Consider the following 22,163-nt stretch of genomic DNA (forward strand, 5'->3'; position numbering starts at 1 on the left):
TTCGCGCACCGGCACTGTCACCGCGCCACCGTAGAATTCACGCGTGGCAGGACGGATCAACGACGAGGACGTGAAGGCGGTTCGGGACGCGGTCCCGATCGACGCCGTGGTCTCCGAGTACCTCCAGCTGCGCAACGCGGGCGGCGGCAACCTGAAGGGCCTGTGCCCGTTCCACGACGAGAAGTCGCCGTCCTTCCAGGTCAGCCCCAGCAAGGGACTCTTCCACTGCTTCGGCTGCCAGGAGGGCGGCGACACCATCACCTTCGTCATGAAGGTGGACCACCTCTCCTTCTCGGAGGCGGTCGAGCGCCTCGCCGCCCAGGCCGGCATCACCCTGCGTTACGAGGAGGGCGGGTACAACCCGGCCCACCAGCGCGGCGAGCGCATCCGCCTGGTCGAGGCGCACAAGATCGCCGCGCAGTGGTACGCCGAGCAGCTCGCCACCGGCCCCGAGGCCGAGACCGGCCGGATCTTCCTCGCCGAGCGCGGCTTCGACCAGGCCGCCGCCGTCCACTTCGGCGTCGGCTACAGCCCCCAGGGCTGGGACCACCTCACCCGCTATCTGCGCGGCAAGGGCTTCACCGACAAGGAGCTGATCCTCTCCGGCCTCTCCCAGGAGGGCCGCCGGGGACCCATCGACCGCTTCCGCGGCCGTCTCATGTGGCCCATCCGGGACATCGGCGGCGAGGTCGTCGGCTTCGGCGCCCGCAAGCTGTACGAGGCGGACAACGGCCCGAAGTACCTGAACACCCCCGACACGGCGATCTACCGGAAGAGCCAGGTGCTGTACGGCATCGACCTGGCGAAGAAGGACATCGCGAAGGCCAGCCGGGCGGTCGTGGTCGAGGGCTACACGGACGTCATGGCCTGCCACCTCGCCGGTGTGACGACCGCGATCGCCACCTGCGGTACGGCCTTCGGCGGCGAGCACATCAAGATCCTCCGCCGCCTCCTCATGGACAACGGCTCGGCCCGGGTGATCTTCACCTTCGACGGCGACGCGGCCGGGCAGAAGGCCGCCCTGCGCGCCTTCGAGGACGACCAGAAGTTCGCCGCCGAGACGTACATCGCGATCGCGCCGGACGGCATGGACCCGTGCGAGCTGCGCCTCGCGAAGGGCGACGAGGCGGTGGCGGACCTGGTCGAACCCCGCACCCCGCTCTTCGAGTTCGCGCTCCGCCAGATCGTCAGCCGCTACGACCTGGACACCCCGGCGGGCCGTGCCGCCGCCCTGGACGAGGCGGCGCCGATCGTGGCCCGCATCAAGAACAGCGGCGCCCAGCACGAGGTCGCCGTGGAACTGGCCGGGATGCTCGGGATCCTCGACACCCAGTTCGTGGTCCGGCGGGTGGCCCAGCTGGCCCGCTGGGCGCGGGACCGCGGCGGCAAGGCCCCGCAGCAGGACCGCTCCCGCGGCCAGGAGCAGTGGGCGGCGCCCGCGGCCCGCCCGGCGAGCGGCGGCCCGGCCCTCACCCTGCGCAACCCCGTCTACGCCGCCGAGCGCGAACTGCTCAAACTCGCCCTGCAGCGCCCCGAGCTGGTCTCCCCGGCGTTCGACGCCTACGGCGTGGACGAGTTCACCGCGCCCCCCTACGCGGCCGTACGCCAGGCGATCGCCGAGGCGGGCGGCGCCGAGTACGGCGTCGCGGACCCGCAGGAGTACCTCGTCCGCGTCCGCGAGGCCGCACCGGACGACACCGTCCGCGCGATGGTCACCGAGCTGGCCGTCGAGCCGATCCTGCGCCGCACGGTCGACGAGACCTACGCCGGCACGGTCCTGGTGCAGATCCGCCGCCGTGCCGTCGAGCGCCGCATCCGCGACATCCAGTCCCAGCTGACCCGCCTCTCCACCGGCGGCGACCCCGCCCAGCTGGCCTCGGTCCAGAACGAGATGTGGATCCTCCAGCAGTACGACCAGGCGCTGCGCGAGCGGGGCGCGGAGGCACTGTAGGGGCGGACACCAGAGCGCGGAGCAGCTTGCCGTGCTCTCTCCAGCACCTTGCTGTGCTCCAGCTGTGTCTGCCGCAGAGCCTGTAGGAGCTGAACGACCTCACCCATGTCCGCCGTCCTCCCCTGTTCCCCCACAGTCCAGTGGCCCGCAGTTGCCCATCGCATAGTCCAACGACCTGAGTAACCGACCGGTCACGAAGCGGACGCAAAAAGTCACCGCAAGCCCCTCGTGGCGGGGATGCGTCTTCCCCCACACTGGGGGCGGTGCCCGAGTCCTCGGAGCGCAGGCCGTCGACTCTCCACTCCCGAAGTACCGCTGCCGCACACCTTCAGCAGCGATCATCCTGGAGGTCGCCCCCGTGCAGACCCAGACCCTCACCCAGACCGACAGCGCCACCAGCGCCACCAGCACCAGCGCGGACGAACCGGACGCGGAGACGGACGTCCTCATGGCCGTACCCCCGCAGAGCCGCGGCGCCCTGCACCCCGAGTCGGTGCCCGCCGAACCGGCGGAACCCCCGGCGGAAGCGCTCACGGACGAGCCCGAGGAGGCCGATGAACCGCTGGAGACCGCCGAGCCCGTCGAGACCCGGGTGCCGGCCCGGGCCGACACCGGCGGCCCCTCGGCCGACCTGTTCCGCCAGTACCTGCGCGAGATCGGCCGTATCCCGCTGCTCACCGCCGCCGAGGAGGTCGAACTCGCCCGCCGGGTCGAGGCCGGCCTGTTCGCCGAGGAGAGGCTGAGCAACACCCCTGATCCGGACAGCCAGTTGGCCCTCGACCTGGACCGGCTGGTCGTCATGGGCCGCATGGCCAAGCGCCGCCTCATCGAGGCCAACCTGCGGCTCGTCGTCTCCGTCGCCAAGCGGTACGTCGGCCGCGGCCTGACCATGCTCGACCTGGTCCAGGAGGGCAACCTCGGGCTGATCCGGGCCGTCGAGAAGTTCGACTACGCCCGGGGCTACAAGTTCTCGACGTACGCCACCTGGTGGATCCGCCAGGCCATGTCCCGGGCCCTGGCCGACCAGGCCCGCACCATCCGCGTCCCGGTCCACGTGGTCGAGCTGATCAACCGGGTCGTCCGCGTCCAGCGCCGCATGCTGCAGGAGCGGGGCTACGAGCCGACCCCCGAAGAGGTCGCCGCCCACCTCGACCTGCCGCCCGAGCGGGTCTCCGAGGTCCTGCGTCTCGCCCAGGAACCGGTCTCCCTCCACGCCCCGGTCGGCGAGGAGGAGGACGTGGCCCTCGGCGACCTGATCGAGGACGGCGACGCCGCCAGCCCCGTCGAGTCGGCGGCCTTCCTGCTGCTCCGTGAGCACCTGGAGGCGGTCCTGTCCACGCTGGGGGAGCGGGAGCGGAAGGTCGTCCAGCTCCGCTACGGCCTCATCGACGGCCGCCCCCGCACGCTGGAGGAGATAGGCCGGCTGTTCGGGGTGACGCGGGAGCGGATACGGCAGATCGAGTCCAAGACCCTCAACAAGCTCCGGGACCACGCCTTCGCGGACCAGCTGAGGGGTTACCTGGACTGAAAGGGGCCGCCCGTCGGCGGCCCCTCCCGCGGTCAGTCCACCTCGGCGACCGCCTGCGCGAACTGCGCCTTGTACAGCCGGGCATACGCACCGTCGGCCGCCAACAGCTCCGCATGCGCGCCCTGTTCCACGATCGCCCCGTTCTCCATCACCAGGATCGTGTCCGCATCCCGGATCGTCGACAGCCGGTGGGCGATCACGAACGACGTCCGCCCCGCCGCCAGCTTCGCCATCGCCTTCTGGATCAGCACCTCGGTCCGGGTGTCGACCGAACTCGTCGCCTCGTCCAGCACGAGAATCGTCGGGTCGGACAGGAACGCCCGCGCGATGGTGATCAGCTGCTTCTCACCCGCGCTGACCCCCGTACCCTCGTCGTCGATCACGGTGTCGTACCCGTCGGGCAGCGTCCGGATGAACCGGTCGGCGAGTGCGGCCCGCGCGGCGTCCTCGATCTCCCCGCGGGTGACCTCCCTGGCCGCCCCGTACGCGATGTTGTCCGCGATGGTGCCGCCGAACAGCCAGGTGTCCTGGAGCACCATCCCGATGCCGGCGCGGAGTTCGTCGCGGGACATGCGCCGGATGTCCACGCCGTCCAGGGTGATCCGGCCGCCCGACACGTCGTAGAACCGCATCAGCAGATTGACCAGGGTCGTCTTGCCGGCACCCGTCGGGCCGACGATCGCCACCGTGTGACCGGGCTCCGCCGTGAGCGAGAGGTCCTCGATCAGCGGCTTCTCCGGGTCGTACCGGAACGACACGTGCTCCAGGCGCACCCGCCCGCGCAGTTCCTCCGGCCGCTCGCCCGGTACCGGATCCGCCTCCTGCTCCTCCGCGTCCAGGAGTTCGAAGATCCGTTCGGCCGAGGCGACACCGGACTGCACCAGGTTCGCCATCGACGCGACCTGCGTCAGCGGCATCGAGAACTGCCGCGAGTACTGGATGAAGGCCTGGACGTCACCGATGGACAGGGCGCCCGAAGCGACGCGCAGGCCGCCGACGACCGCCACCAGCACATAGTTCAGGTTCGACACGAACATCATCAGCGGCTGCATCACACCGCTGTTGAACTGCGCCCTGAACGAGGCCTCGTACAGCGCCTCGTTCTGCTCGGCGAACTGCTGCGCCGACTCCTCCTGCCGGCCGAACACCTTCACCAGGGTGTGCCCGGTGTACATCTCCTCGACGTGCGCGTTCAGCTTGCCGGTGGAGCGCCACTGCTGCACGAAGTGCGGCTGCGACCGCTTGCCGACCCGGGTGGCCACCAGGAACGACAGCGGCACCGTGACCAGCGCGACCAGCGCGAGGATCCAGGAGACGTAGAACATCATCGCGAGCACGCCGATGATGGTCAGCAGCGAGTTGATCAGCTGGCCCATCGACTGCTGGAGCGTCTGTCCGATGTTGTCGATGTCATTGGTGGCCCGGGAGAGCACCTCGCCGCGCTGGCGCTTGTCGAAGTACGACAGCGGCAGCCGCGACAGCTTCGTCTGCACGGCCTCGCGCATGCGGTACATCGTGCGGTTCACGGCCCGGTTGACCAGCCGGGTCGCCACCGCCATGAGCAGACCGGCGACCAGGAACGTGCAGAGCGCGAGCAGCAGGACGTCCCCGACGGCACCGAAGTCGATGCCCTTGCCGGGCGTGAAGTCGGTGCTCTTCAGCATGTCCGCGATGGAGCCCCTGCCATGGGCCCGCATCTGGTCGAGGACCTGTTCCTTGGTGGCCCCGGCCGGCATCTGGCGGCCGATGATGCCGGCGAAGACCAGGTCGGTGGCCTTGCCGAGGATCTTCGGGCCGATGACGTTCAGGGCCACGCTGACGACCACGCACAGCAGCAGGCCGTAGATCGTGAAGCGCTCCGGCCGGAACTGGGAGACGAGCCGTTTGCCCGACCCCTTGAAGTCCATCGAGCGCTGGTCGGGGCCGCCTCCGGCCATCATGCGTCCCATGGGCCCGGCCATCAGGCGGCCTCCGCTTCCGTCAGCTGGGAGAGCACGATCTCCCGGTAGGTCTCGTTGCCCGCCATCAGTTCCTGGTGCCGGCCGGAGCCGACGACCCGGCCCTCGTCCAGCACGATGATCCGGTCGGCGTCCCGGATGGTGGCCACCCGCTGGGCGACGATGACGACGGTCGCCTCGGCGGTCTCGCGGGAGAGCGCGGCGCGCAGGGCCGCGTCGGTGGCGTAGTCGAGCGCGGAGAAGGAGTCGTCGAAGAGGTAGATCTCCGGGCGCTGGACGAGCGTGCGGGCGATCGCGAGGCGCTGCCGCTGACCGCCGGAGACGTTCGTACCGCCCTGCGCGATCGGCGCGTCCAGGCCGCCCTCCAGCTTCTGCACGAAGTCCTTGGCCTGCGCCACCTCCAGCGCGTGCCACAGCTCCTCGTCGGTGGCGTCCGGATTGCCGTAGCGCAGGTTGGTGGAGACGGTGCCCGCGAACAGGTAGGGCTTCTGCGGCACCAGGCCGACCGTCTTCGCCAGCAGCGCGGGGTCGACCTCCCGCACGTCCACGCCGTCGACCAGGACCTCGCCCTCGGTGGCGTCGAACAGCCGCGGGACCAGCCCGAGCAGCGTGGACTTGCCGCTGCCGGTGGAGCCGATCACGGCGGTCGTCTCGCCCGGCCGGGCCACCAGGTCGACGGCCTTCAGCACCGGCTCCTCGGCACCCGGATAGCGGAAGCCCGCGCCCCGGATCTCCAGGTGGCCGTGCCGGCGCAGCTCGGTGACCGCGGCGGTGGGCGGCACCACGCTGGAGTCGGTCCCGAGGACCTCCTGGATGCGCTCGGCGCACACCTCCGCGCGCGGCACCATCATGAACATGAAGGTGGCCATCATCACGGACATGACGATCTGCATCAGATAGGCGAGGAACGCGGTCAGGTCGCCGATCTGCATCCCGCCGCTGTCGATGCGGTGCGCGCCGAACCACACCACCGCGATCGACGACAGGTTCACCACCGTCATGACCATCGGGAACATCAGCGCGAGCATCCGGCCGGTGGCCAGCTGCATCTCGGTCAGGTCGCCGTTGGCCCTCCCGAACCGTTCCTGCTCGTACTGGTCCCGCACGAAGGCGCGGATCACCCGGTTGCCGGTGATCTGCTCGCGCAGCACCCGGTTCACGGTGTCCAGACGGACCTGCATCGACCGGAACAGCGGCCGCAGCCGGCGCACGATGAGCGTCACGCAGATCGCCAGCACCGGCACGACGGCGACGAGCACCCCGGACAGCGGCACATCGAGGCCGAGGGCCAGTACGATCCCGCCGACGCACATGATGGGCGCCGACACCATCAGCGTGAACGTCATCAGGGCCAGCATCTGGACCTGCTGTACGTCGTTCGTCGTACGCGTGATGAGCGAGGGCGCCCCGAAGTGGCCCACCTCACGCGGGGAGAAGGACTGGACCCGGTCGAAGACGGCACCGCGCACGTCCCGGCCGAGCGCGGCGGCGGTGCGGGCGCCGAAGTACACGGCACCGATGTTGCACACGACCTGCGCCAGCGAGATGCCGATCATCAGGGCGCCGAAGGACAGGATGTAACCCGTGTCGCCCTTCACGACACCCTTGTCGATGATGTCGGCGTTCAGGGTGGGCAGGTAGAGGGTGGCGCAGGTCTGCAGGAACTGCAGCAGCACCAGGACGGCTATGGGTTTCTTGTAGGGCCTGAGATAGGTCCGCAGAAGTCGTATGAGCACGCTGGTCTCTCGGAGTCGGCGGGTGGGGCTGGTCGGTTGCCCTTGGCCCCTATCGTCGGACACTCCACCCGCGTTACCTCAACCGATTAACCCAACAGCGGTCCAAGGTACGGCCCGGGCTCAGCCATCGGCCCTACGCCTCACGCGCGAAACGCCCCCGGATGGGTCTGTTCCCGCACCGCCGTGAACTGCTGCCGCACCGCCTGCCCCACGGCCAGCTCGTCCCCCGGCTCCAGGACCTGCGCCGCCGCGCCCTGCCAGGCCGGCGGGGTACGCGGATCGAGTGTGCCCTGCGACACACCGAGCGCCCAGGCCGCCTGCCGGGCCGCGCCGATCGCCGCGTAGTCCGCGGGCTGCGGTACGACGACCTGCGCGCCGAACAGCGAGGGCGCCGAGGCCTGTACGGCGGGCAGTTCGGCGGCCGGGCCGAGCAGGAAGACCCGCCGCACGTCCACACCCCGCCCGCGCAGTACGTCCAGCGCGTCGCCGAGCCCGCACAGCATGCCCTCGAACGCGGCCCGCGCCAGGTGCTCGGGCTTCATCGACTCCCGCCTGAGCCCGGCGAGCGTCCCGGCGGTGTGCGGCAGATGGGGGGTCCGCTCACCTTCCAGATAGGGCAGCAGCACCAGCCCGTGAGCCCCCGGCGTGGACTTCACCGCCAGCTCGGACAGGCTCTCCAGGTCGCCGAGACCGAGGAGTTCGGCGGTGCCGCGCAGGGTCCGTACGGCGTTCAGGGTGGTCACGACCGGCAGGTGCATGCCGGTGGCGTCGGCGAGGGAGGTGATCATCCCGGACTGGTCGGCGAGCGCTTCCGGGTGCACGGCCATCACGGACCCGGAGGCGCCGAGGGACACCACCGCGTCCCCCAGCCCGATCCCGAGCCCGAACGCGGCGGCCATGGTCTCCCCGGTGCCGGCGGAGATCAGCAGCCCCTCCGGGGTCGTACCCGCCGCGTCGGACGGGCCGATCACCTCGGGCAGCATCGCCTGATGGCCGAGCGCCAGCTCCACCAGGTCCGGCCGGTAGGCGCCGGTCGCGGCCGACCAGTACCCGGTCCCGGAGGCGCCCCCGCGATCAGTGGTCCTTCTCACGGGCCGCCCGAGCAACTGCCACACCAGCCAGTCGTGCGCCTGGAGCAGTACGGCCGTCCGGCGGGCGTTCTCGGGCTCGTTCTTCGCGAGCCAGCGCAGCTTGGTGACCGGCTGCGCGGCCGACGGGACGCACCCGACGGCCTGCGCCCAGGCCTCCCGCCCGCCGAGCGCGTCGACGAGATCCGCCGCCGCGACCTGCGCCCGTTTGTCGCCGCCGACCAGTGCCGGGCGCACGGTGTTGCCCTGGGCGTCCAGCGGGACCACGGCGTTCTGCTGGGCCGACACGCCGATGGCCTGCACGCCCTCCAGCAGGCCGCCCCCCGCGGCCTCGCCGAGGGAGAGCAGCCAGGCCTGCGGGTCGACGTCGCTGGGCCGCCCCTCCACCGGGTGCGGGGCGTACCCCTGCCGCAGTACGGCACCGGTGTCCGTGTCGCACACCACGATGCGCGTGAAATCCGGTGAGCTGTCCAAGCCGGCGACTATCCCCATGCGGAGAATTTTGCAGCATCACCGCGCCTGCTACGGCCGAGGGCGCCCGGGGACCTTCTAGGTGTTGCTCGTTCCCCAGTCGTCCTCGGGCGTGCCGTCCACATTCCGCTCCCGGAGGGACCGCACCCGCTGGGCCACGGTCTCGGGGACCCGGTCCCCGACCGTGTGGCTGATCGTGTGGCTGACCGTGTGGAAGGCCCGGCCGGCGTACTGGCGGCCCTGCTGGGCGGCGGTCTCGGCCGTGTTGCGCACGGCGGGGTTCTGCGCGATCCGCTGAGCGGACTTCTTCAGCTGCTCGTAGCGCTCGCGTCCGGCCCTTGTGCCGAGTACGTAACCGAGGGCCAGTCCGGCGACGAACGTGAGCCGGTAGCGCATGGCTGCCACCCTTCCCTTGCCTGGGTCTGCTGGTGAGACGTGGGCGCCGGGGAGAACCGATTGGCGGAGCACCCCCCTGCTTGCGCTAATGTATGTGTCGCAGCGAGCGCCCGCCTCCTGGCGAATACCCAGGCAGGCACGTTCGATGCAATCGAGGCGATCCTCCGTAGCTCAATTGGCAGAGCAGCCGGCTGTTAACCGGCAGGTTACTGGTTCGAGTCCAGTCGGGGGAGCTTCGGTCCTCCGTAGCTCAATTGGCAGAGCAGCCGGCTGTTAACCGGCAGGTTACTGGTTCGAGTCCAGTCGGGGGAGCGCAGTGAACGAGGACCCCTTGGGGGTCCTTTTTCATGCCCGCGGGAACCGCCGCGCCCGTGCCGATGTCCTCAAGGTCATGAGCAGCGCGGAAGCCGACCATCCGAAGCAGGAGATCGTATGAGCGGCTATGCTGCGGCAGACGGCGCGCACACTTGTACGCGACACGCCGCTATGGGGCGGTAGCTCAGCCGGTTAGAGCAGCGGACTCATAATCCGTCGGCCGTGGGTTCGAGTCCCACCCGCCCCACCAGGTACTACCTGTGCAGAAACGTCTCGGCCAGCGCCTTGGCTGGTCGGGCCGGTAGCTGAGAGATCATGGCGGTCTGTCCCGATCATGTAATCAGGCGTGTTGGGACGATGTTGGGACGCTGGTCACGCGGCGGGACGACGTCCCTCGTGCAGACCATCGTCCTCAGCAGCTCCACCGGCCTCGGGCGCCTCGTGCTGCGGGTCCGGTGGCGCCGGCTTGTCTCGCCGGGGACCGGCCTTCTTCGAGCGGGGTACGACCGCTCGTGGGCTCCGCCTCGGCCGTCAGGAGCTGCGGCAGGACGCTCGTGTACGTGTCTGAGGTGATCTGACGAGAGCAGTGCCCCAGCCGCTCCTGGACGACCTTGATGTCCGCCTTGCCGAGCAGCGCCAGCGTGGCCGACGGGTGAGGAAGCGTTCGCCGTTCTCGCGGGTCCAGACCCGATTGCTCTCAACGCGCGTGTCAGGGCGTCGAGCGTGACGGTACGGACGCTGTCCTGTCACGTGGTCGCCGCGCTTGACGCCGCTGCCCGGGAACGAGCTGAGGGTGGCGTTGACGCGGTGCATCGTGGCGGCGCTGGTGATCTTCCGCTTCCCCTTGCGGCCCTCGCGGAGGGCGGCGTTGGCGTCGAGGTACGCGCGGCGTGTGGCGCGGCGCTCCTCCTTCTTCCCCGCGGCGCGGACCCATGCCGCGGGGCCGGCATCGTGAGCTTCCTGCAACTCGACTATTCGGGCATGGTGGATCAGCCGCTCAGCGTTCTCCCGCTCGATCGCGTCGTACGTCGCTTCGATGGGCCGCAGCTTGAGGTCGCGCCGCTTGATGGGCCCCAGGTGCGGTTCGCGGTGGAGCCGGACTCTGCGCCGCTTCCTTCGTCGCGGACCCGCCTCGCCGCACGCGCTGTCGCTCGCCGCCCCCTCCTGCTCCGAGGTCGAAGTAGAAGTACCAGCGGCCGTGGCCCTTCTGCTTGAGCTTGCCGCCGCCCGGCTCGGCTCGCGCGCCGCGCCGGCGGGTGTATGACGCTGTCCCCGCCGCCGCGCAGGCCTGACACCTACGCCGCCAGGCCTGTGCATGGTCAAAGGCTACGAGGAGGTCTCCAGCTCGTGGTGGTCGGTGCGTGCCGGTCACAGAGCGCGCAGGAAGGAGAGCGAGGGCATGAAGAAGTACTCACCGCCCTTCATGGTCACGGCCCGCACCATTGCAGGGACTTCCTGGCCCTCCGCCTCGCCCCACACCCGCGGCCAGGTCGCCGCGGGGCGATCGCCTTGCCCGATGACCTGGTCGAGACCGGGGGCCGACTCACCCTCACCGGGCTCTGGGAAGCCGGGGTTGTTGGCCCAGGTGTGCTGCGTGAACTCGAACTGTTTGTTCAGATCGGAGTTGAATGCCATGAACAGCAGGCCGACGCCGGTCTCGGGAAGGTCGCCCTCGGACCGCTCGCCATAGGTCTGCCCGCGCCGCGCCATCAGGTGGCGGCGTTCGGCTTCCGGTGGCTGCCCGAAGCCGCCGGAGCCGCGCGGGTTGGTCTTGCGGATGTGTGCCTGGTACGGACACTTGTCGGCGGCGCCGTCGCTCGCGTAGTTGAAGTTGTTCATCACCGGGCTGTGTGCTCCGGGCATGGCCTGCAGCGTGAGCGGAGTGCCGTCCTTGAAGCGGCCGACGAGCATGGCACCGGCTCGCTCGCGGTCGTTGTTCTCAAGCTTCAACGCATCGGCGAGGGCGTCCTCCGCCTGCCTGAACGCCAGGACGTTCTGCTCCAGCTTGCGCAGCACGAAGTAGCTGCCGAAGTCCGTCGCGGGGTCGGGTGCGGCCGGATCCGCGACCAGGACGCGTTCCAGTGGCTGGGTCGGGTCCCATACGGAGACTCCGTCGGTCCGGCGGAGCTCTTCCTCCCGGTCCTCGGTGAGGAACAGCGGCTGGCTGCGGCCGTCGACATAGCCGAAGTGCTCGATCCCCTCACCGTTCGCGTTGTGCATGCCGCGGCCCGTCTCCCTGCCGAGCACACGGATCGAGCCCGTCAGCAGACCCTCGATCTCCTGGCGCTTGCTGTCCACCGGGCCGGCTTCGGCGCCGCCGACCAGGACGACGGCGTGGATCGTCTCCTGAAAGCCGGCTTCCCACTGCGCGACCTCCGGGTCTCCCAGCTTTCCCCGGGTCCCGTCGTCCCGCATCCCCCTCCTGAACGCCTCATCGGAGGGAGCCCGGTCCGCCAGTTCCAGCTGTTCGTAGCCCGCGAATGTCAGTCCCACACCGACGTAGGGCACGTCCGACACGTCTTTCGGCCCGTTCTCCTTGAAGGCCTTCACTTCCTGAAGTTGCGTCTTGGCCGACTTCACCAGCGGGGCCAGCCCGGTCAGGAACGCCCGCGCCTCCGCAATGGCTTCCGCGCCCTGGCCGAACTGCAGCAGCAGGATGTGAAGGTGTTCGCGTACGTGGCCCTTCAGAATATTGGCCTGCAGATTCTGCAGCATCGTGTCGGCGTCACCGGTGGCGTTCTTCCACGACAGGGGATTGCTGAGATCGACGGGCATGCGGGCCCCTTTCATCGAGCCTGGAACGTGACGTCTTCCGGGCCGGCCTACAGGGTGGCCGGTGCCGGAACAGAAGCCCGCACCGTGGATGGGGCCTTCTGACCTGGATCAGTCGGAGGCAGCAGAAGGCTGTCGTGGGCGGTGCAGGACCTGATGTCCAGCCTGGTGGATCATTCAGTGATACGCGACTTGGCCATCACGTCATCAGTTGCTCCCGACTGCCGACTTGTGTTCACCTGAGCACGAGGTTGCCCGACAGCTTCGCGAGTGAAGGCGGGCTCCAGGAGCGCCGTTCCTCTTCCACGGTCACCTCCGCGGAGGCCTGTCGTGCCGGTTTGCACTCCGAAGAGCCGCGGCCAAACAGGTGAATGTGACAGGAGTCGGCACGGGAATCCCTACCGGGTCACAGGAATTCCTCCCCGAGCACCGCTTCGACGTATCGCAACCCATGCCGACCGTACGGATGAACTCTGCCAGCGCGGTCTCGCACCTCCAGTGACGCACACCCGCCAATGAATCAGAATCCCCCGTGAGCGAGAAGGAGACCACTGTGTCCACGGTTCTCAACTATCGAAGCAACATGATCGTCGAACTGATGCGGATGCCCGCCGAGGAACACGACGAGCTGTGGCTGAAGAACGCGCTGCAGCAGGCGGTCCTGCTGGAGCTGGCGACGCTTCCCCCTTACTTGTGCGGTCTCTGGTCGATCGAAGATCCGGACCGTGACGGCGACGTCGCCGAAACGATCAAGGAAATCATCTTCGACGAGATGTCCCACATGGGCCTGGTCTGCAACATGCTCACCACCATCGGCGGCGCCCCCCGGATCGCCGACGCGGCACTGGTGCCGAAATATCCCGGCCCACTGCCCGGCGGCGTACGGCCCGAGCTGTCCGTTTCCCTCACCGGCCTGACCAGGGAGGCGGTCGACATGTACTCCCAGATCGAGAGGCCCGACGACCCTGTCGTCGAGGACGCGGAAGTCCACACGTCCATCGGGGCCTTCTACACGCAAATCCTTGAAGCGTTCCGGAACCAGCCGCAGCTCATCAAGGGAACCAAGCAGGTCACCAGGGACATGTCGTCGCTCCACGGCAAGGGGAACGATGTCGTCGCACTCACATCGCTGGATGACGTAGAAGCTGCCATCACCATCATCAAGGAACAGGGGGAAGGAACCACCGCGTCGCCGGACAACCCCTTCCCGGGGCAGCCGGGGGAACTGGCCCACTTCTACTCCTTCCGGGAGATTTTCCACGGCCGAAAACTGGTCCTGGTGTCAAGCGACCCGCAGCGGTTCGACTTCCAGGGCGACGAGATTCCCATGCCACGGACCTCCCGCATGGGGACAGTCCCCAGCGGTGGCTGGGAGCAGGGAGGGGTTCCGGTCTCCAGTGAGGTGCGTGGAGTCCTTGACACCTTCAATCAGCACTACAGTGCGTTGCTTCGGTCCCTCGAAAGCGCCTGGCAGGCTGATCCGTCAAGTACGCCAACACCGGCACATTTGCTGAACCAGGCCGTCAGGGAGATGGGCAAACTGGAGGATCCGGCGCGGCAGCTGATGCAGATCCCACTGTCGGATGGCAGCGAGATGACCTTCGGTCCGGAATTCCGGTACGTCGAGGCCGGAGGGTGACAGAGAAGATCGGAACGGCGCACAATACGCCCCCCTTCACGGCACCGTGACACAGCTTCACCGTTGTATCGATCACACACCCGACGTTCAGGAGGCACTCGGAACATTGCGTCATCCGTCCTCCCGCACCGGCGCACCCGGCCTGGTCCGCGGGCCCGACCTGCGGTGGAGGGAGGGGTGAGGCTTCCGCCTCAAGCCGGGCCGACACCCGTGCTCGCGCAGCTCACGGATTCGTTCTGCCGGGCTCGGGCGGAGAGCTCCTCGCAGGCGTCGAGCTTGGCGATGTGGACGGCGGCTGTCAGCGCCTCGCGGGTAGCGAAGCGCCGGTAGACCGTGCGCCGGTCGACCGCCCCGGCTGCCGCGCTCGCCGCGATGCTCATGCCGGGTCGAGCGGCGACAACGGGCCGGTCTTGGCCCCGCTTCGGTGGGCCAGAGGCGGCGAAGGCGAAGACTGTGACCTGGGCCCTGAAATCTTCTGTGCGGCGCCTCGGGGCGGCGCGAGCGCACCGATCATTTCGTACCTGGTGGTCGTGACGTCTGCGGTCTCTTCTGCGGTGGGGCTGAGGACGCGAAGTCGTATACCTCCGGCAGGGTGACGGGAGCTCCGCTGAAACTCCACTTTGCCGCCGGTTTTGACCAGCCGCTTCTGGACGTAGAGCTCCTTGAACAGGTAGTAGTGCGCGTGTCCGCTGCCCCCTCCTCCGGCGGCTGATCGGGGGAGCCCTGCGTCCCCTCTCCCTCGCGCTTGATCCGGTCGATCGTGTCGACCGCGTCGGCGACCGTTCTGATCGGCTTCGCGGATGATCGTGTCGTAGAAGGCGCCGATCGTGGCAGGCGGCCGCCCGCGCAGGAGGGCGATCGGGGGGAACTCCGGGTACTCGATCTGCATGAACACCGTGAGCTGGTCCGCACGGCACCCTCACGCAGGGCTTGCAGACGGGGCGCGGGGCGAACGGCAGCAGCGGTGGGAGACGATGGTGGGACGAACACGGCACCTTCGTGGATCTTGAAGCGTAGAGAACTCCGTGATCCACAGGGGGCCGTGTTCGCCTGCCTCTGGGCCGCCGCCGACATCAACCCACCCAAGTCGAACGGGCCGGGCAAACGCCGGGGCCCTGGTAAGGAACCCGCCAACTTGGGCGGTGGATTCCGAGCCGCGTTGCTGCTGACACAGCCCTCGCCGAGCACCCTCCAATCCGGTGCCGTTGCACGCAGGCGTCGTGAATTCGCTGTGCTCCTGGATGAGTTCCGTCGTACCGCGGTGCTGGTACCGGTGAATGAGGACGAGGCTCCGCTGACGGGCGATTTCGGCGGGGTCCGCTGGACCTATGCCTTCTCCGATGAGCGTGCGCTGGCCCGTTTCGCGTTCGCGCGGGGCGAGGGCAGGCGTGAGTGGGCGTTTCAGCGGTGGCTCGGGGCGCGGTTGTTGGATGCGGCGGTGCCGGCGGTGGGGGTGCCGTGCGGGGTGGCGCTGGATGTGGGGTCCGAGGGTGAGGGCGCGCTGTTCCCGCCGGTGCGCGGGATCGTGCCGGACGCGGTGGCGGTGGACGTCGAGGCACGGGCGACAGCGACGGGGGATGCGCGGTGACCGGTGAACGCGGCAAGGACCTGAAGGCGGAAGGTCTGGCGCTGATCGCCAAGGGCCTGACCGACGCCCTGGCGGAGTTGAAGGACATCGGCATGATGAGCATCCTCGACCGGCACGGGCTGTGACGGTGGGCGGGCCCGGCGCCTGCTACGTGATCGAGTATGCCTGGGCGTCGGCCCCGCCGGGACCGCCACGTCCGCGGAGTCTTCCACGGAGACCTCGTACGGCCAGGTGATGCGCCGTCGCGGCGGCCGTCTCGGAGGTCGCCGCGACGGTCCTCCCTCAGGGGTGGGCGGCCCCGTCGGGCCGGCGCCCGGGGTGCGGTTCACCGCCGCAGCCGTCTGTCGCGCCCCGCTTCCGAAGGCGCGCACACCGGCCTGCGAGTCCACCGAGCCCTCCCGGCCGGGTCCGTGCGACCCGGCCGCTCCCCGTGCATCCGCGACAGTGTGAACTCCCGCTCGTCACACGGATGATGCGTGCGCGGCCTGGCGCGCTGTCCCGGCCTCGTTACACTGCGACACGTTCGATCAAGAGCGCAAGTGACGGGAACGGGGGCGCCGTTCGAGAGGGAGGGGACGTGCGACGACATGCCGGGCCGCCGCCGATCCTTCACAGAGTTCTGGCAGGAGGCTCTCGAACGCCGTCCTGGTTTGCCGATAGGCTCGGACCGGATCGCAACCGGCCGGCGGGCGTCGCGGACGTGGCGCAGGGCGATATGACCGCGCGCCTGGAGGACACCCTGCCCGCCGCACTCCCCGCCTTATCCGGCACGCCCCTGGTGCGGGCGTGCCCGGCGTCCGGCCGTGCCCCGCTCTCCCCGTCGGCCGTGCCCGTTTCTCGCGGGAGGCGCGTCGGAGTGCGGGAGGTCCGGCGTTCCCGGGCTCCGGCCTGTCATGCTCGCGTCCAGATGGGGGTCCTTCGGGCGGCCGGCGGCCGGTCACGTCCGCTGCGCCGGCCGCAGCGCCGTCCCGCCTGGCGGGGGCCGCCACTGCCGTCCACCCCTTTCACTGACCGGTTCGCGGCTCGGACACTCTGCAGAGGACTTGATGACCGATCTGATACTTGCCGTCGGTGCCGTGGTCGCGGTGGCGGCCGCAGGGACCGCGGCGCACTTCCACCGCGCCTATCGACGCGAGCGACGCAGGGCCGACCAGCTCCAGGGCCATGCGGAACAGCTCACCGGGCAACTGCGCGCCGTGGAGTACGCGTTGGGGCAGTTGGCCGCGGACGTGCTGCCCGCGGTCGCCGCTCCCGTCCCCGGCGGGCACCGCGGTGCCGACCTGCCCCTGCCCCCACCGCTGACCCACACCCCGCTCGCCGAACGCCTCCGTGACGTCGCCGGGCAGGCGGTCGCCACCGTGCTGCGGGTGCGGGAGACCGCGCAGGCCGCGGCCGACCACCGGATCGCCGAGATCCGCTCCGCGGCGGAGCACGAGATCGCCGGCGCGCGCCGGGAGTCGCGGGAGGCGACGCGTGCGGCCGTGCGCAGCTTCGCGTCCAACGTGGTGGCACGCGCGTCGCGGCTGAGCCGGGAGATCAGCCAGGGGGTCCGCTCCCACCAGGACGACGAGGCGTACGCCACGCTGGTGCACATCGACCACATCGCGCAGCAGATGCTGCTCACCGCACAGGGCTACGCGGTACTGGCCGGCGACCGACTCTCCCGGCGCTGGCCGCAGACCTCCCTCACCGATGTCATCCGCGCGGCGATGGGCCGCATCGAGGGCTACCAGCGGGTGGAGCACCAGGAGCTGGACACCGTCGCGGTGCAGAGCCGCGCGGTCGAAGCCGTCGTACACGCCCTGGCGGTGCTGCTGGACAACGCCCTGCGCTATTCCCCGCCGACCGCGCGGGTGCACGTCTCGGTGGAGGAAGGCCATCACGCCTGCTTCCTGACCGTGGACGACGCCGGCCTGCGGATGGACGACGAGCGGCTGCTGTGGGCCAGCGACATCATGTCCGGCAAGGACCGCGACGACATCACCCAGCTCGGCGCGCATCCGCAGACGGGCCTCAGGGTCGCCTCGCTGCTCGCCGAGAACTACGGCTTCCGGGTCGAGCTGAGCGCGCCGAACATCTACCAGGGCACCCGGGCGGTGCTGGTACTGCCGAAGAACCTCCTGGTGTTCTCCACCGCCGGTGTGCCGGCCGCCGCTGCTGCGCCCGCTGCCATTGCCAGGCCCGCCGCCGGCGCCACGGCCGCGGCCGTCGCCCCGCCCGCGGCCGTGCCGGCCCCCCGGGAATCCGCCGCCCCGGCGGCTGCCGCGACCACCGCGAGCGGACTCACCGTCCGCCGACGCCCGGCCAGGACACGCAGCGCGCCCGCGCCGGAGCCCGACACGCCGGCCGTGCCGGGCCGGCCGAGCGTCGCCGCCGCCTGGGCGGCCGGCAGTCGCCGAGGGCGCCAGACCGACGAAAACACCGGACTTACCGAAGGAAACTGACCATGCGCGACACGCACAGCAACAGCCTGGGATGGCTGCTCGACCAGGAGCTCGGCTGCGTCGAGGGCGTTGAGTACGCGGTGCTGATGAGCGGCGACGGCCTGCTGCAGGCCCGCACGACGACCATCGGTCAGGAGGACGCGGAGAAACTCGCCGCCGTGACCGCGTCGCTGCGCGCCGCCGGCAAGGCGTGGGACGAGCACGTCGGCGGCAAGGGAATGTGCCAGTTGCTCATCGAGTCGCAGGGCCGCATCGGGCTGACGACGGCGGCGGCGCACAACACGATGCTGTCGGTGGTCACCACCGGCCCCGAGGCCGATGTGGGTCTGATCAGCCATCACATGGTGCGGCTGGCCGCACGGCTCGGGCACGAGATGGGCGTCTCGGACCGCCACCCGGCCTCGGAAGGCGGCACCGCGACATGACGGGGCCGCGGCATGACCCCGACCTGATCAGGCCCTACGTCCGTACCGGCGGACAGGTCCGCCCCAGCCGGGAGGTACGTCTGGAGACGGTGCTCATCGCCGCGTCCGGCCCCACCGAGACGCTGGCGCCGGACGCCCGCAGGGTGATGCGCCTGTTCGCCGGCGGGCGGGGCGGTCTGGCCGTGGCGGACATCGCCGCGGCGCTGGAGCTGCCGCCCTCCACCGTCCGGATCCTCGTCTCGTCGTTGATGGACAGCGGCCATCTGGCCAGCCCCACCCCCGTCCAGGGCGGCCGGCCCGGACGCGACCTGCTGGAGGAGGTGCTCCGTGGACTCCGCGAACTGGTCTGACCGGCCCGCCGTTCACTATCTGGCCCCTGCCGTGACCCGGTCGGCGAAGATCGTCGTCGCCGGGGCGTTCGGGGTCGGCAAGACCACCTTCGTCGGCAGTGTCTCCGAGGTGGCACCGCTGCGCATGGAAGAGCCGATCACCCAGGCGAGTGTCGGCGTGGACGATCTGCGCGGCACACCGCACAAGACGACCACGACGGTCGCCATGGACTTCGGACGCATCCATCTGCTCGACGACCGGCTGGTCCTGTATCTGTTCGGCACTCCGGGCCAGACCCGCTTCCGCCCCCTGTGGGAAGGGCTGACCGAAGGAGCGCTGGGTGCCCTGGTGCTGGCCGACACCCGGGACCTGGAGGGCTCCCACGAGGTGCTGAGCCTGCTGGAGGAACAGCAGACACCGTACGCCGTTGCCATCAACGTCTTTCCCGACGCGCCCCGTTACCCCCTGCACGAGGTCCGCCAGGCACTCGCGCTGGACCCCGACACACCGCTGGCCGAGTGCGACGCCCGTGACCGCCGGTCCTGCGTGTACGCGCTGATCACCCTCATCGAGTTCCTGACCGCCCGCCCCCTTCCCGCCCCCTTTGTGGAGCCTCGCTCATGACCCCCCACAAGCCCGTTGCGGCCGTCCCGTCGGCGCCGGTCGCGCTCTACGACGCCGGGTTCGCCGCCGGCGCCCATTCGGCCTGCGTGCGCACGGGCCGCGGCTTGGGGCCGCTGGTCCTGTGCCTGTCCGCCCGCCCCCTTCCCGCCCCCTTTGTGGAGCCTCGCTCATGACCCCCCACGAGCCCGTTGCGGCCGTCCCGTCGGCGCCGGTCGCGCTCTACGACGCCGAGTTCGCCGCCGACCCCCACTCCGCCTACGAGCGCATGCGCCGCGTCTTCGGGCCGCTGGTGCCCGTGGAGCTGGCCCCCGGCATCCCCGCCACCCTGGTCATCGGCTTCCACCAGGCCCGGCGCATCCTCAACGACCCGCTGCACTTCCCCGCCGACCCGCGGGTCTGGCAGCAGGGCGTCCCCGAGACCTGCCCGGTGCGGCCGATGATGGAGTGGCGCCCCAACGCGCTGCGCTCGTCCGGGACCGAGCACGCCCGCTACCGGGCCGCGAACACCGCGAGCCTGCAGGCGGTCGACCAGCACGAGCTGCGGGCCCTGGTCGAGAAGGCCGCCACCGCGGCCATCGACGGCTTCCGTGCCCGCGGCCACGCCGACCTGCTCACCCAGTACTCGTGGCCCATCGCCTTCCAGGTCCTGAGCGCGCTGCTGGGCTGCCCCGACGAGATCGGCCGGCGCATCGCCGAGGGCATGGCCAAGATGTTCGAGGCGGAGGCCGAGACCGCCGCGCAGGGCAACGTAATGCTCGGCCAGGCGCTCGCGGAACTCGTCGCCCTGCGGCGGCAGTACCCCGGCGACGACATCACCTCCCGGCTGCTGGCCCACTCCGCCCGCCTGGACGACGTGGAGATGCTGCACCAGCTCGTCACGCTCTACGGCGCGGGCATCGAGCCGATGACCAACCTGATCAGCAACACCGTGCTCAAGATCCTCACCGACGAGCACTTCGCCGCCGGCCTGCACGCCGGCCAGCCCGTGCGCGACGCCCTCGACACGGTCCTGTACACCGACCCGCCGATGGCCAACTACTGCATCAGCTACCCGCCGTACCCCATCGACGTCGAGGGGGTGCTGCTGCCCGCCCACCAGCCCGTCCTCATCTCCATGACCGCCTGCAACAACGACCCGGCGGTCACCGGCGGGGTCACCGAGGGCCAGCTCGCCGGCAACCGCGCGCACCTGTCCTGGAGCATCGGCGCGCACACCTGTCCCGCCCGCACCCACGCCTACCTCATCGCCGAGACGGCCATCACCTGGCTGCTGGACGCGCTCCCCGAGCTGGACCTCGCCTGCTCCGTGTCCGAACTGACGTGGCGGCCGGGGCCGTTCCACCGCGCCCTGGAAGCCCTGCCCGTCCGTTTCCCCGCTGCCGTCTGATTCCCCGCTGTCGTCTGAAGGAGACCAGCATGTCCCAGCACACCCCGCTCGTGCTCGACCCCTCCGGCGCCGCCCGGCACCAGGAACACCGGGACCTGCGCGCCGAGGGCCCGGCCACCCGGGTGGACATCCTCGGCGTACAGGCCTGGGCGGTCACCGACCCCGCCCTCCTCAAACAGCTGCTGACCAGCCCCTCCGTCTCCAAGGACGCACGCGCGCACTGGCCCGGCTTCGAACAGGCGGTCACGACATGGCCGCTCGCCCTGTGGGTCGCGGTGAAGAACATGTTCACGGCCTACGGCGCCGACCACCGCAGGCTGCGGCGGATGGTCGCCCCCGCCTTCAGCGCACGACGCATCGCCGAACTGCGCCCGGCCGTCGGGACGATGGTCACCGAGCTGATCGACGACCTGGCCGCGCTGCCCGCCGGAGAGGTCGTGGACCTGCGCGAACGCCTGGCCTACCCCCTGCCCATCTCCGTGATCGGCCACCTGATGGGAGTGCCGGAGGACCAGCGGACCGACTTCCGGCAGCTCGTGGACGCCGTCTTCGACACCACGCTCACGCAGGAGCAGTCCCAGGCCAACACCGTGCGGCTCTACGCCGTCCTGGACGACCTGATCGCCACCAAGACCAGCACCCCCGGCGACGACATGACGTCCCTGCTCATCGCGGCCCGTGACGAGGAGTCGGACGGCACCGGCTTCACCGGCGAAGAACTCCGCGACACACTGCTCCTGATGATCAGCGCCGGGTACGAGACCACGGTGAACGTCATCGACCAGGCGATCGTCGCCATGCTCACCCTCCCCGACCAGCTCGACCTCGTCCGCACCGGCAAGGCCGGCTGGGGCGACGTCGTGGAGGAGACGCTGCGGCACGAACCCGCCGTGAAGCACCTGCCCCTGCGCTACGCCGTCACCGACATCGAGCTGCCCGACGGGCGGACCATCGCGCGGGGCGAGCCGATCCTCGCGTCCTACGCCGCCGCCAACCGCCACCCGGACTGGCACGGCGACACCGCTGACACCTTCGACGTCACCCGTACCGTCAAGGAACACCTCGCCTTCGGCCACGGTGTGCACTTCTGCCTCGGCGCTCCGCTGGCCCGGCTGGAGGTCACCGAGGCCCTCGGACAGCTCTTCGCCCGCTTCCCCGACATGACACTCGCGGTCCCCGCCGGCGAACTGCGGCCCGTGCCCTCCCTGATCAGCAACGGCCACCAGCAACTCCCGGTACGCCTGCGCCCGTGACCTAGGGCCTCTCGTTTGGATCTTGCCGGGCTCGCGGACCCTGGCACCGCGCCTCGCGGCGTTGTCGTCGGTTGCCATGGCTCCGCCATGTCGCCCTCCTCCGCCTTGCGATGCACGGCACCAGACCCCGCTCCCTGATCCGGCCTGATCCAAACGAAAGACCCTAGTAGTGCTTCGTTAGGTTCTGGCTCTGGTTCTGCTGGTCGGCAGGGGTCGGCCGCAGGTGGTGCAGGTGCCGGTCCAGCACCTCAGCAGGTC

The 22,163-nt window shown here is 70.1% G+C and carries 17 protein-coding genes, 3 tRNA genes and 1 pseudogene; 15 read left to right on the top strand and 6 right to left on the bottom strand.

Going from position 1 to position 22,163, the window contains the following annotated elements:
* Positions 1-43: 43 nt before the first annotated feature.
* Positions 44-1,951 carry a DNA primase gene (gene dnaG / locus ABT171_RS27815; RefSeq protein WP_351248425.1) on the top strand — a complete coding sequence of 636 codons (1,908 nt, stop codon included), beginning with the start codon at positions 44-46 and terminating at the stop codon, positions 1,949-1,951.
* A gap of 237 nt (positions 1,952-2,188) precedes the next feature.
* A pseudogene (locus ABT171_RS27820) lies at positions 2,189-3,479 on the top strand (RNA polymerase sigma factor).
* 32 nt (positions 3,480-3,511) lie between these two features.
* On the opposite strand, the gene ABT171_RS27825 reads toward ABT171_RS27820, so the two are convergent.
* The 4 genes from ABT171_RS27825 to ABT171_RS27840 form a co-directional block, all read right to left on the bottom strand.
* The gene (locus ABT171_RS27825; protein WP_351248427.1) at positions 3,512-5,440 is read right to left on the bottom strand and encodes an ABC transporter ATP-binding protein; all 1,929 of its coding nucleotides are present in this window, start codon (positions 5,438-5,440) and stop codon (positions 3,512-3,514) included.
* Positions 5,440-7,173, bottom strand: a complete 1,734-nt coding sequence (locus ABT171_RS27830) for an ABC transporter ATP-binding protein (protein ID WP_351248429.1) — start codon at positions 7,171-7,173, stop codon at positions 5,440-5,442. Before ABT171_RS27830 ends, ABT171_RS27825 begins: the two co-directional genes overlap by 1 nt.
* 140 nt (positions 7,174-7,313) lie before the next feature.
* The gene (locus tag ABT171_RS27835) at positions 7,314-8,753 is read right to left on the bottom strand and encodes a xylulokinase (protein WP_351248431.1); all 1,440 of its coding nucleotides are present in this window, start codon (positions 8,751-8,753) and stop codon (positions 7,314-7,316) included.
* 57 nt (positions 8,754-8,810) lie between these two features.
* The gene (locus ABT171_RS27840) at positions 8,811-9,128 is read right to left on the bottom strand and encodes a YtxH domain-containing protein (protein WP_351248433.1); all 318 of its coding nucleotides are present in this window, start codon (positions 9,126-9,128) and stop codon (positions 8,811-8,813) included.
* A gap of 160 nt (positions 9,129-9,288) precedes the next feature.
* On the opposite strand from ABT171_RS27840, the gene ABT171_RS27845 reads away from it, so the two are divergent.
* The 3 genes from ABT171_RS27845 (at position 9,289) to ABT171_RS27855 (ending at position 9,693) form a co-directional block, all read left to right on the top strand.
* Positions 9,289-9,361, top strand: a tRNA-Asn gene (locus ABT171_RS27845).
* Positions 9,362-9,367: 6 nt separating this feature from the next.
* Positions 9,368-9,440 (top strand) — tRNA-Asn (locus ABT171_RS27850).
* 176 nt (positions 9,441-9,616) lie between these two features.
* A tRNA-Ile gene (locus ABT171_RS27855) sits at positions 9,617-9,693 on the top strand.
* A 1,118-nt stretch (positions 9,694-10,811) separates the two neighbouring features.
* Here the strand turns inward: ABT171_RS27855 and ABT171_RS27860 are convergent.
* Complete coding sequence (locus ABT171_RS27860; RefSeq protein WP_351248435.1) at positions 10,812-12,218, bottom strand: Dyp-type peroxidase; 1,407 nt, start codon at positions 12,216-12,218, stop codon at positions 10,812-10,814.
* Positions 12,219-12,747: 529 nt separating this feature from the next.
* Here ABT171_RS27860 and ABT171_RS27865 point away from each other — a divergent pair.
* On the top strand, positions 12,748-13,854 hold the full coding sequence (locus ABT171_RS27865) for a ferritin-like domain-containing protein (protein WP_351248437.1): 1,107 nt from the start codon (positions 12,748-12,750) through the stop codon (positions 13,852-13,854).
* A 191-nt stretch (positions 13,855-14,045) separates the two neighbouring features.
* Here ABT171_RS27865 and ABT171_RS27870 read toward each other — a convergent pair whose 3' ends face one another.
* Positions 14,046-14,234, bottom strand: coding sequence for a hypothetical protein (locus ABT171_RS27870; RefSeq protein ID WP_351248438.1), 189 nt, complete (start codon positions 14,232-14,234; stop codon positions 14,046-14,048).
* An 851-nt stretch (positions 14,235-15,085) separates the two neighbouring features.
* On the opposite strand from ABT171_RS27870, the gene ABT171_RS27875 reads away from it, so the two are divergent.
* The 9 genes from ABT171_RS27875 to ABT171_RS27915 all read left to right on the top strand — a co-directional run bounded on the left by ABT171_RS27875 (position 15,086) and on the right by ABT171_RS27915 (position 21,905).
* The gene (locus tag ABT171_RS27875) at positions 15,086-15,442 is read left to right on the top strand and encodes an SseB family protein (RefSeq protein ID WP_503076867.1); all 357 of its coding nucleotides are present in this window, start codon (positions 15,086-15,088) and stop codon (positions 15,440-15,442) included.
* Positions 15,439-15,567 (top strand): hypothetical protein, encoded by a 129-nt coding sequence (locus ABT171_RS27880; RefSeq protein WP_351248442.1) that lies wholly within the window; start codon positions 15,439-15,441, stop codon positions 15,565-15,567. Before ABT171_RS27875 ends, ABT171_RS27880 begins: the two co-directional genes overlap by 4 nt.
* Before the next feature lie 921 nt (positions 15,568-16,488).
* Complete coding sequence (locus ABT171_RS27885) at positions 16,489-17,886, top strand: ATP-binding protein (protein ID WP_351248444.1); 1,398 nt, start codon at positions 16,489-16,491, stop codon at positions 17,884-17,886.
* Between the two features lie 2 nt (positions 17,887-17,888).
* Positions 17,889-18,311 carry a roadblock/LC7 domain-containing protein gene (locus ABT171_RS27890; RefSeq protein ID WP_351248446.1) on the top strand — a complete coding sequence of 141 codons (423 nt, stop codon included), beginning with the start codon at positions 17,889-17,891 and terminating at the stop codon, positions 18,309-18,311.
* On the top strand, positions 18,308-18,661 hold the full coding sequence (locus ABT171_RS27895; protein WP_351248448.1) for a DUF742 domain-containing protein: 354 nt from the start codon (positions 18,308-18,310) through the stop codon (positions 18,659-18,661). The genes ABT171_RS27890 and ABT171_RS27895 overlap by 4 nt, the downstream gene beginning before the upstream one ends.
* A complete protein-coding gene (locus ABT171_RS27900) occupies positions 18,639-19,265 on the top strand; it encodes a GTP-binding protein (RefSeq protein WP_351248450.1) in 627 nt (208 codons plus the stop codon). The genes ABT171_RS27895 and ABT171_RS27900 overlap by 23 nt, the downstream gene beginning before the upstream one ends.
* Entirely contained in the window at positions 19,262-19,438 is a 177-nt protein-coding gene (locus ABT171_RS27905) for a hypothetical protein (protein ID WP_351248452.1), read from the top strand. The genes ABT171_RS27900 and ABT171_RS27905 overlap by 4 nt, the downstream gene beginning before the upstream one ends.
* Positions 19,435-20,652: a cytochrome P450 gene (locus tag ABT171_RS27910; RefSeq protein ID WP_351248454.1), complete on the top strand. Its 1,218-nt coding sequence runs from the start codon at positions 19,435-19,437 to the stop codon at positions 20,650-20,652. Before ABT171_RS27905 ends, ABT171_RS27910 begins: the two co-directional genes overlap by 4 nt.
* 29 nt (positions 20,653-20,681) lie before the next feature.
* Positions 20,682-21,905 carry a cytochrome P450 family protein gene (locus tag ABT171_RS27915; RefSeq protein ID WP_351248456.1) on the top strand — a complete coding sequence of 408 codons (1,224 nt, stop codon included), beginning with the start codon at positions 20,682-20,684 and terminating at the stop codon, positions 21,903-21,905.
* Positions 21,906-22,163: the final 258 nt, after the last annotated feature.

Origin of the sequence: Streptomyces sp. NPDC001851, assembly GCF_040297165.1 — a bacterium.
Lineage (GTDB): Bacteria > Actinomycetota > Actinomycetes > Streptomycetales > Streptomycetaceae > Streptomyces.

What these genes read in the sequence shown, in the direction of transcription:
- ABT171_RS27825 (WP_351248427.1), bottom strand. Translation starts at nt 5,440, where the DNA reads ATGGCCGGGCCCATGGGACGCATGATGGCCGGAGGCGGCCCCGACCAG.
- ABT171_RS27835 (WP_351248431.1), bottom strand. Translation starts at nt 8,753, where the DNA reads ATGGGGATAGTCGCCGGCTTGGACAGCTCACCGGATTTCACGCGCATC.
- ABT171_RS27840 (WP_351248433.1), bottom strand. Translation starts at nt 9,128, where the DNA reads ATGCGCTACCGGCTCACGTTCGTCGCCGGACTGGCCCTCGGTTACGTA.
- ABT171_RS27860 (WP_351248435.1), bottom strand. Translation starts at nt 12,218, where the DNA reads ATGCCCGTCGATCTCAGCAATCCCCTGTCGTGGAAGAACGCCACCGGT.
- ABT171_RS27870 (WP_351248438.1), bottom strand. Translation starts at nt 14,234, where the DNA reads ATGAGCATCGCGGCGAGCGCGGCAGCCGGGGCGGTCGACCGGCGCACG.
- ABT171_RS27885 (WP_351248444.1), top strand. Translation starts at nt 16,489, where the DNA reads ATGACCGATCTGATACTTGCCGTCGGTGCCGTGGTCGCGGTGGCGGCC.
- ABT171_RS27890 (WP_351248446.1), top strand. Translation starts at nt 17,889, where the DNA reads ATGCGCGACACGCACAGCAACAGCCTGGGATGGCTGCTCGACCAGGAG.
- ABT171_RS27895 (WP_351248448.1), top strand. Translation starts at nt 18,308, where the DNA reads ATGACGGGGCCGCGGCATGACCCCGACCTGATCAGGCCCTACGTCCGT.
- ABT171_RS27905 (WP_351248452.1), top strand. Translation starts at nt 19,262, where the DNA reads ATGACCCCCCACAAGCCCGTTGCGGCCGTCCCGTCGGCGCCGGTCGCG.
- ABT171_RS27910 (WP_351248454.1), top strand. Translation starts at nt 19,435, where the DNA reads ATGACCCCCCACGAGCCCGTTGCGGCCGTCCCGTCGGCGCCGGTCGCG.
- ABT171_RS27915 (WP_351248456.1), top strand. Translation starts at nt 20,682, where the DNA reads ATGTCCCAGCACACCCCGCTCGTGCTCGACCCCTCCGGCGCCGCCCGG.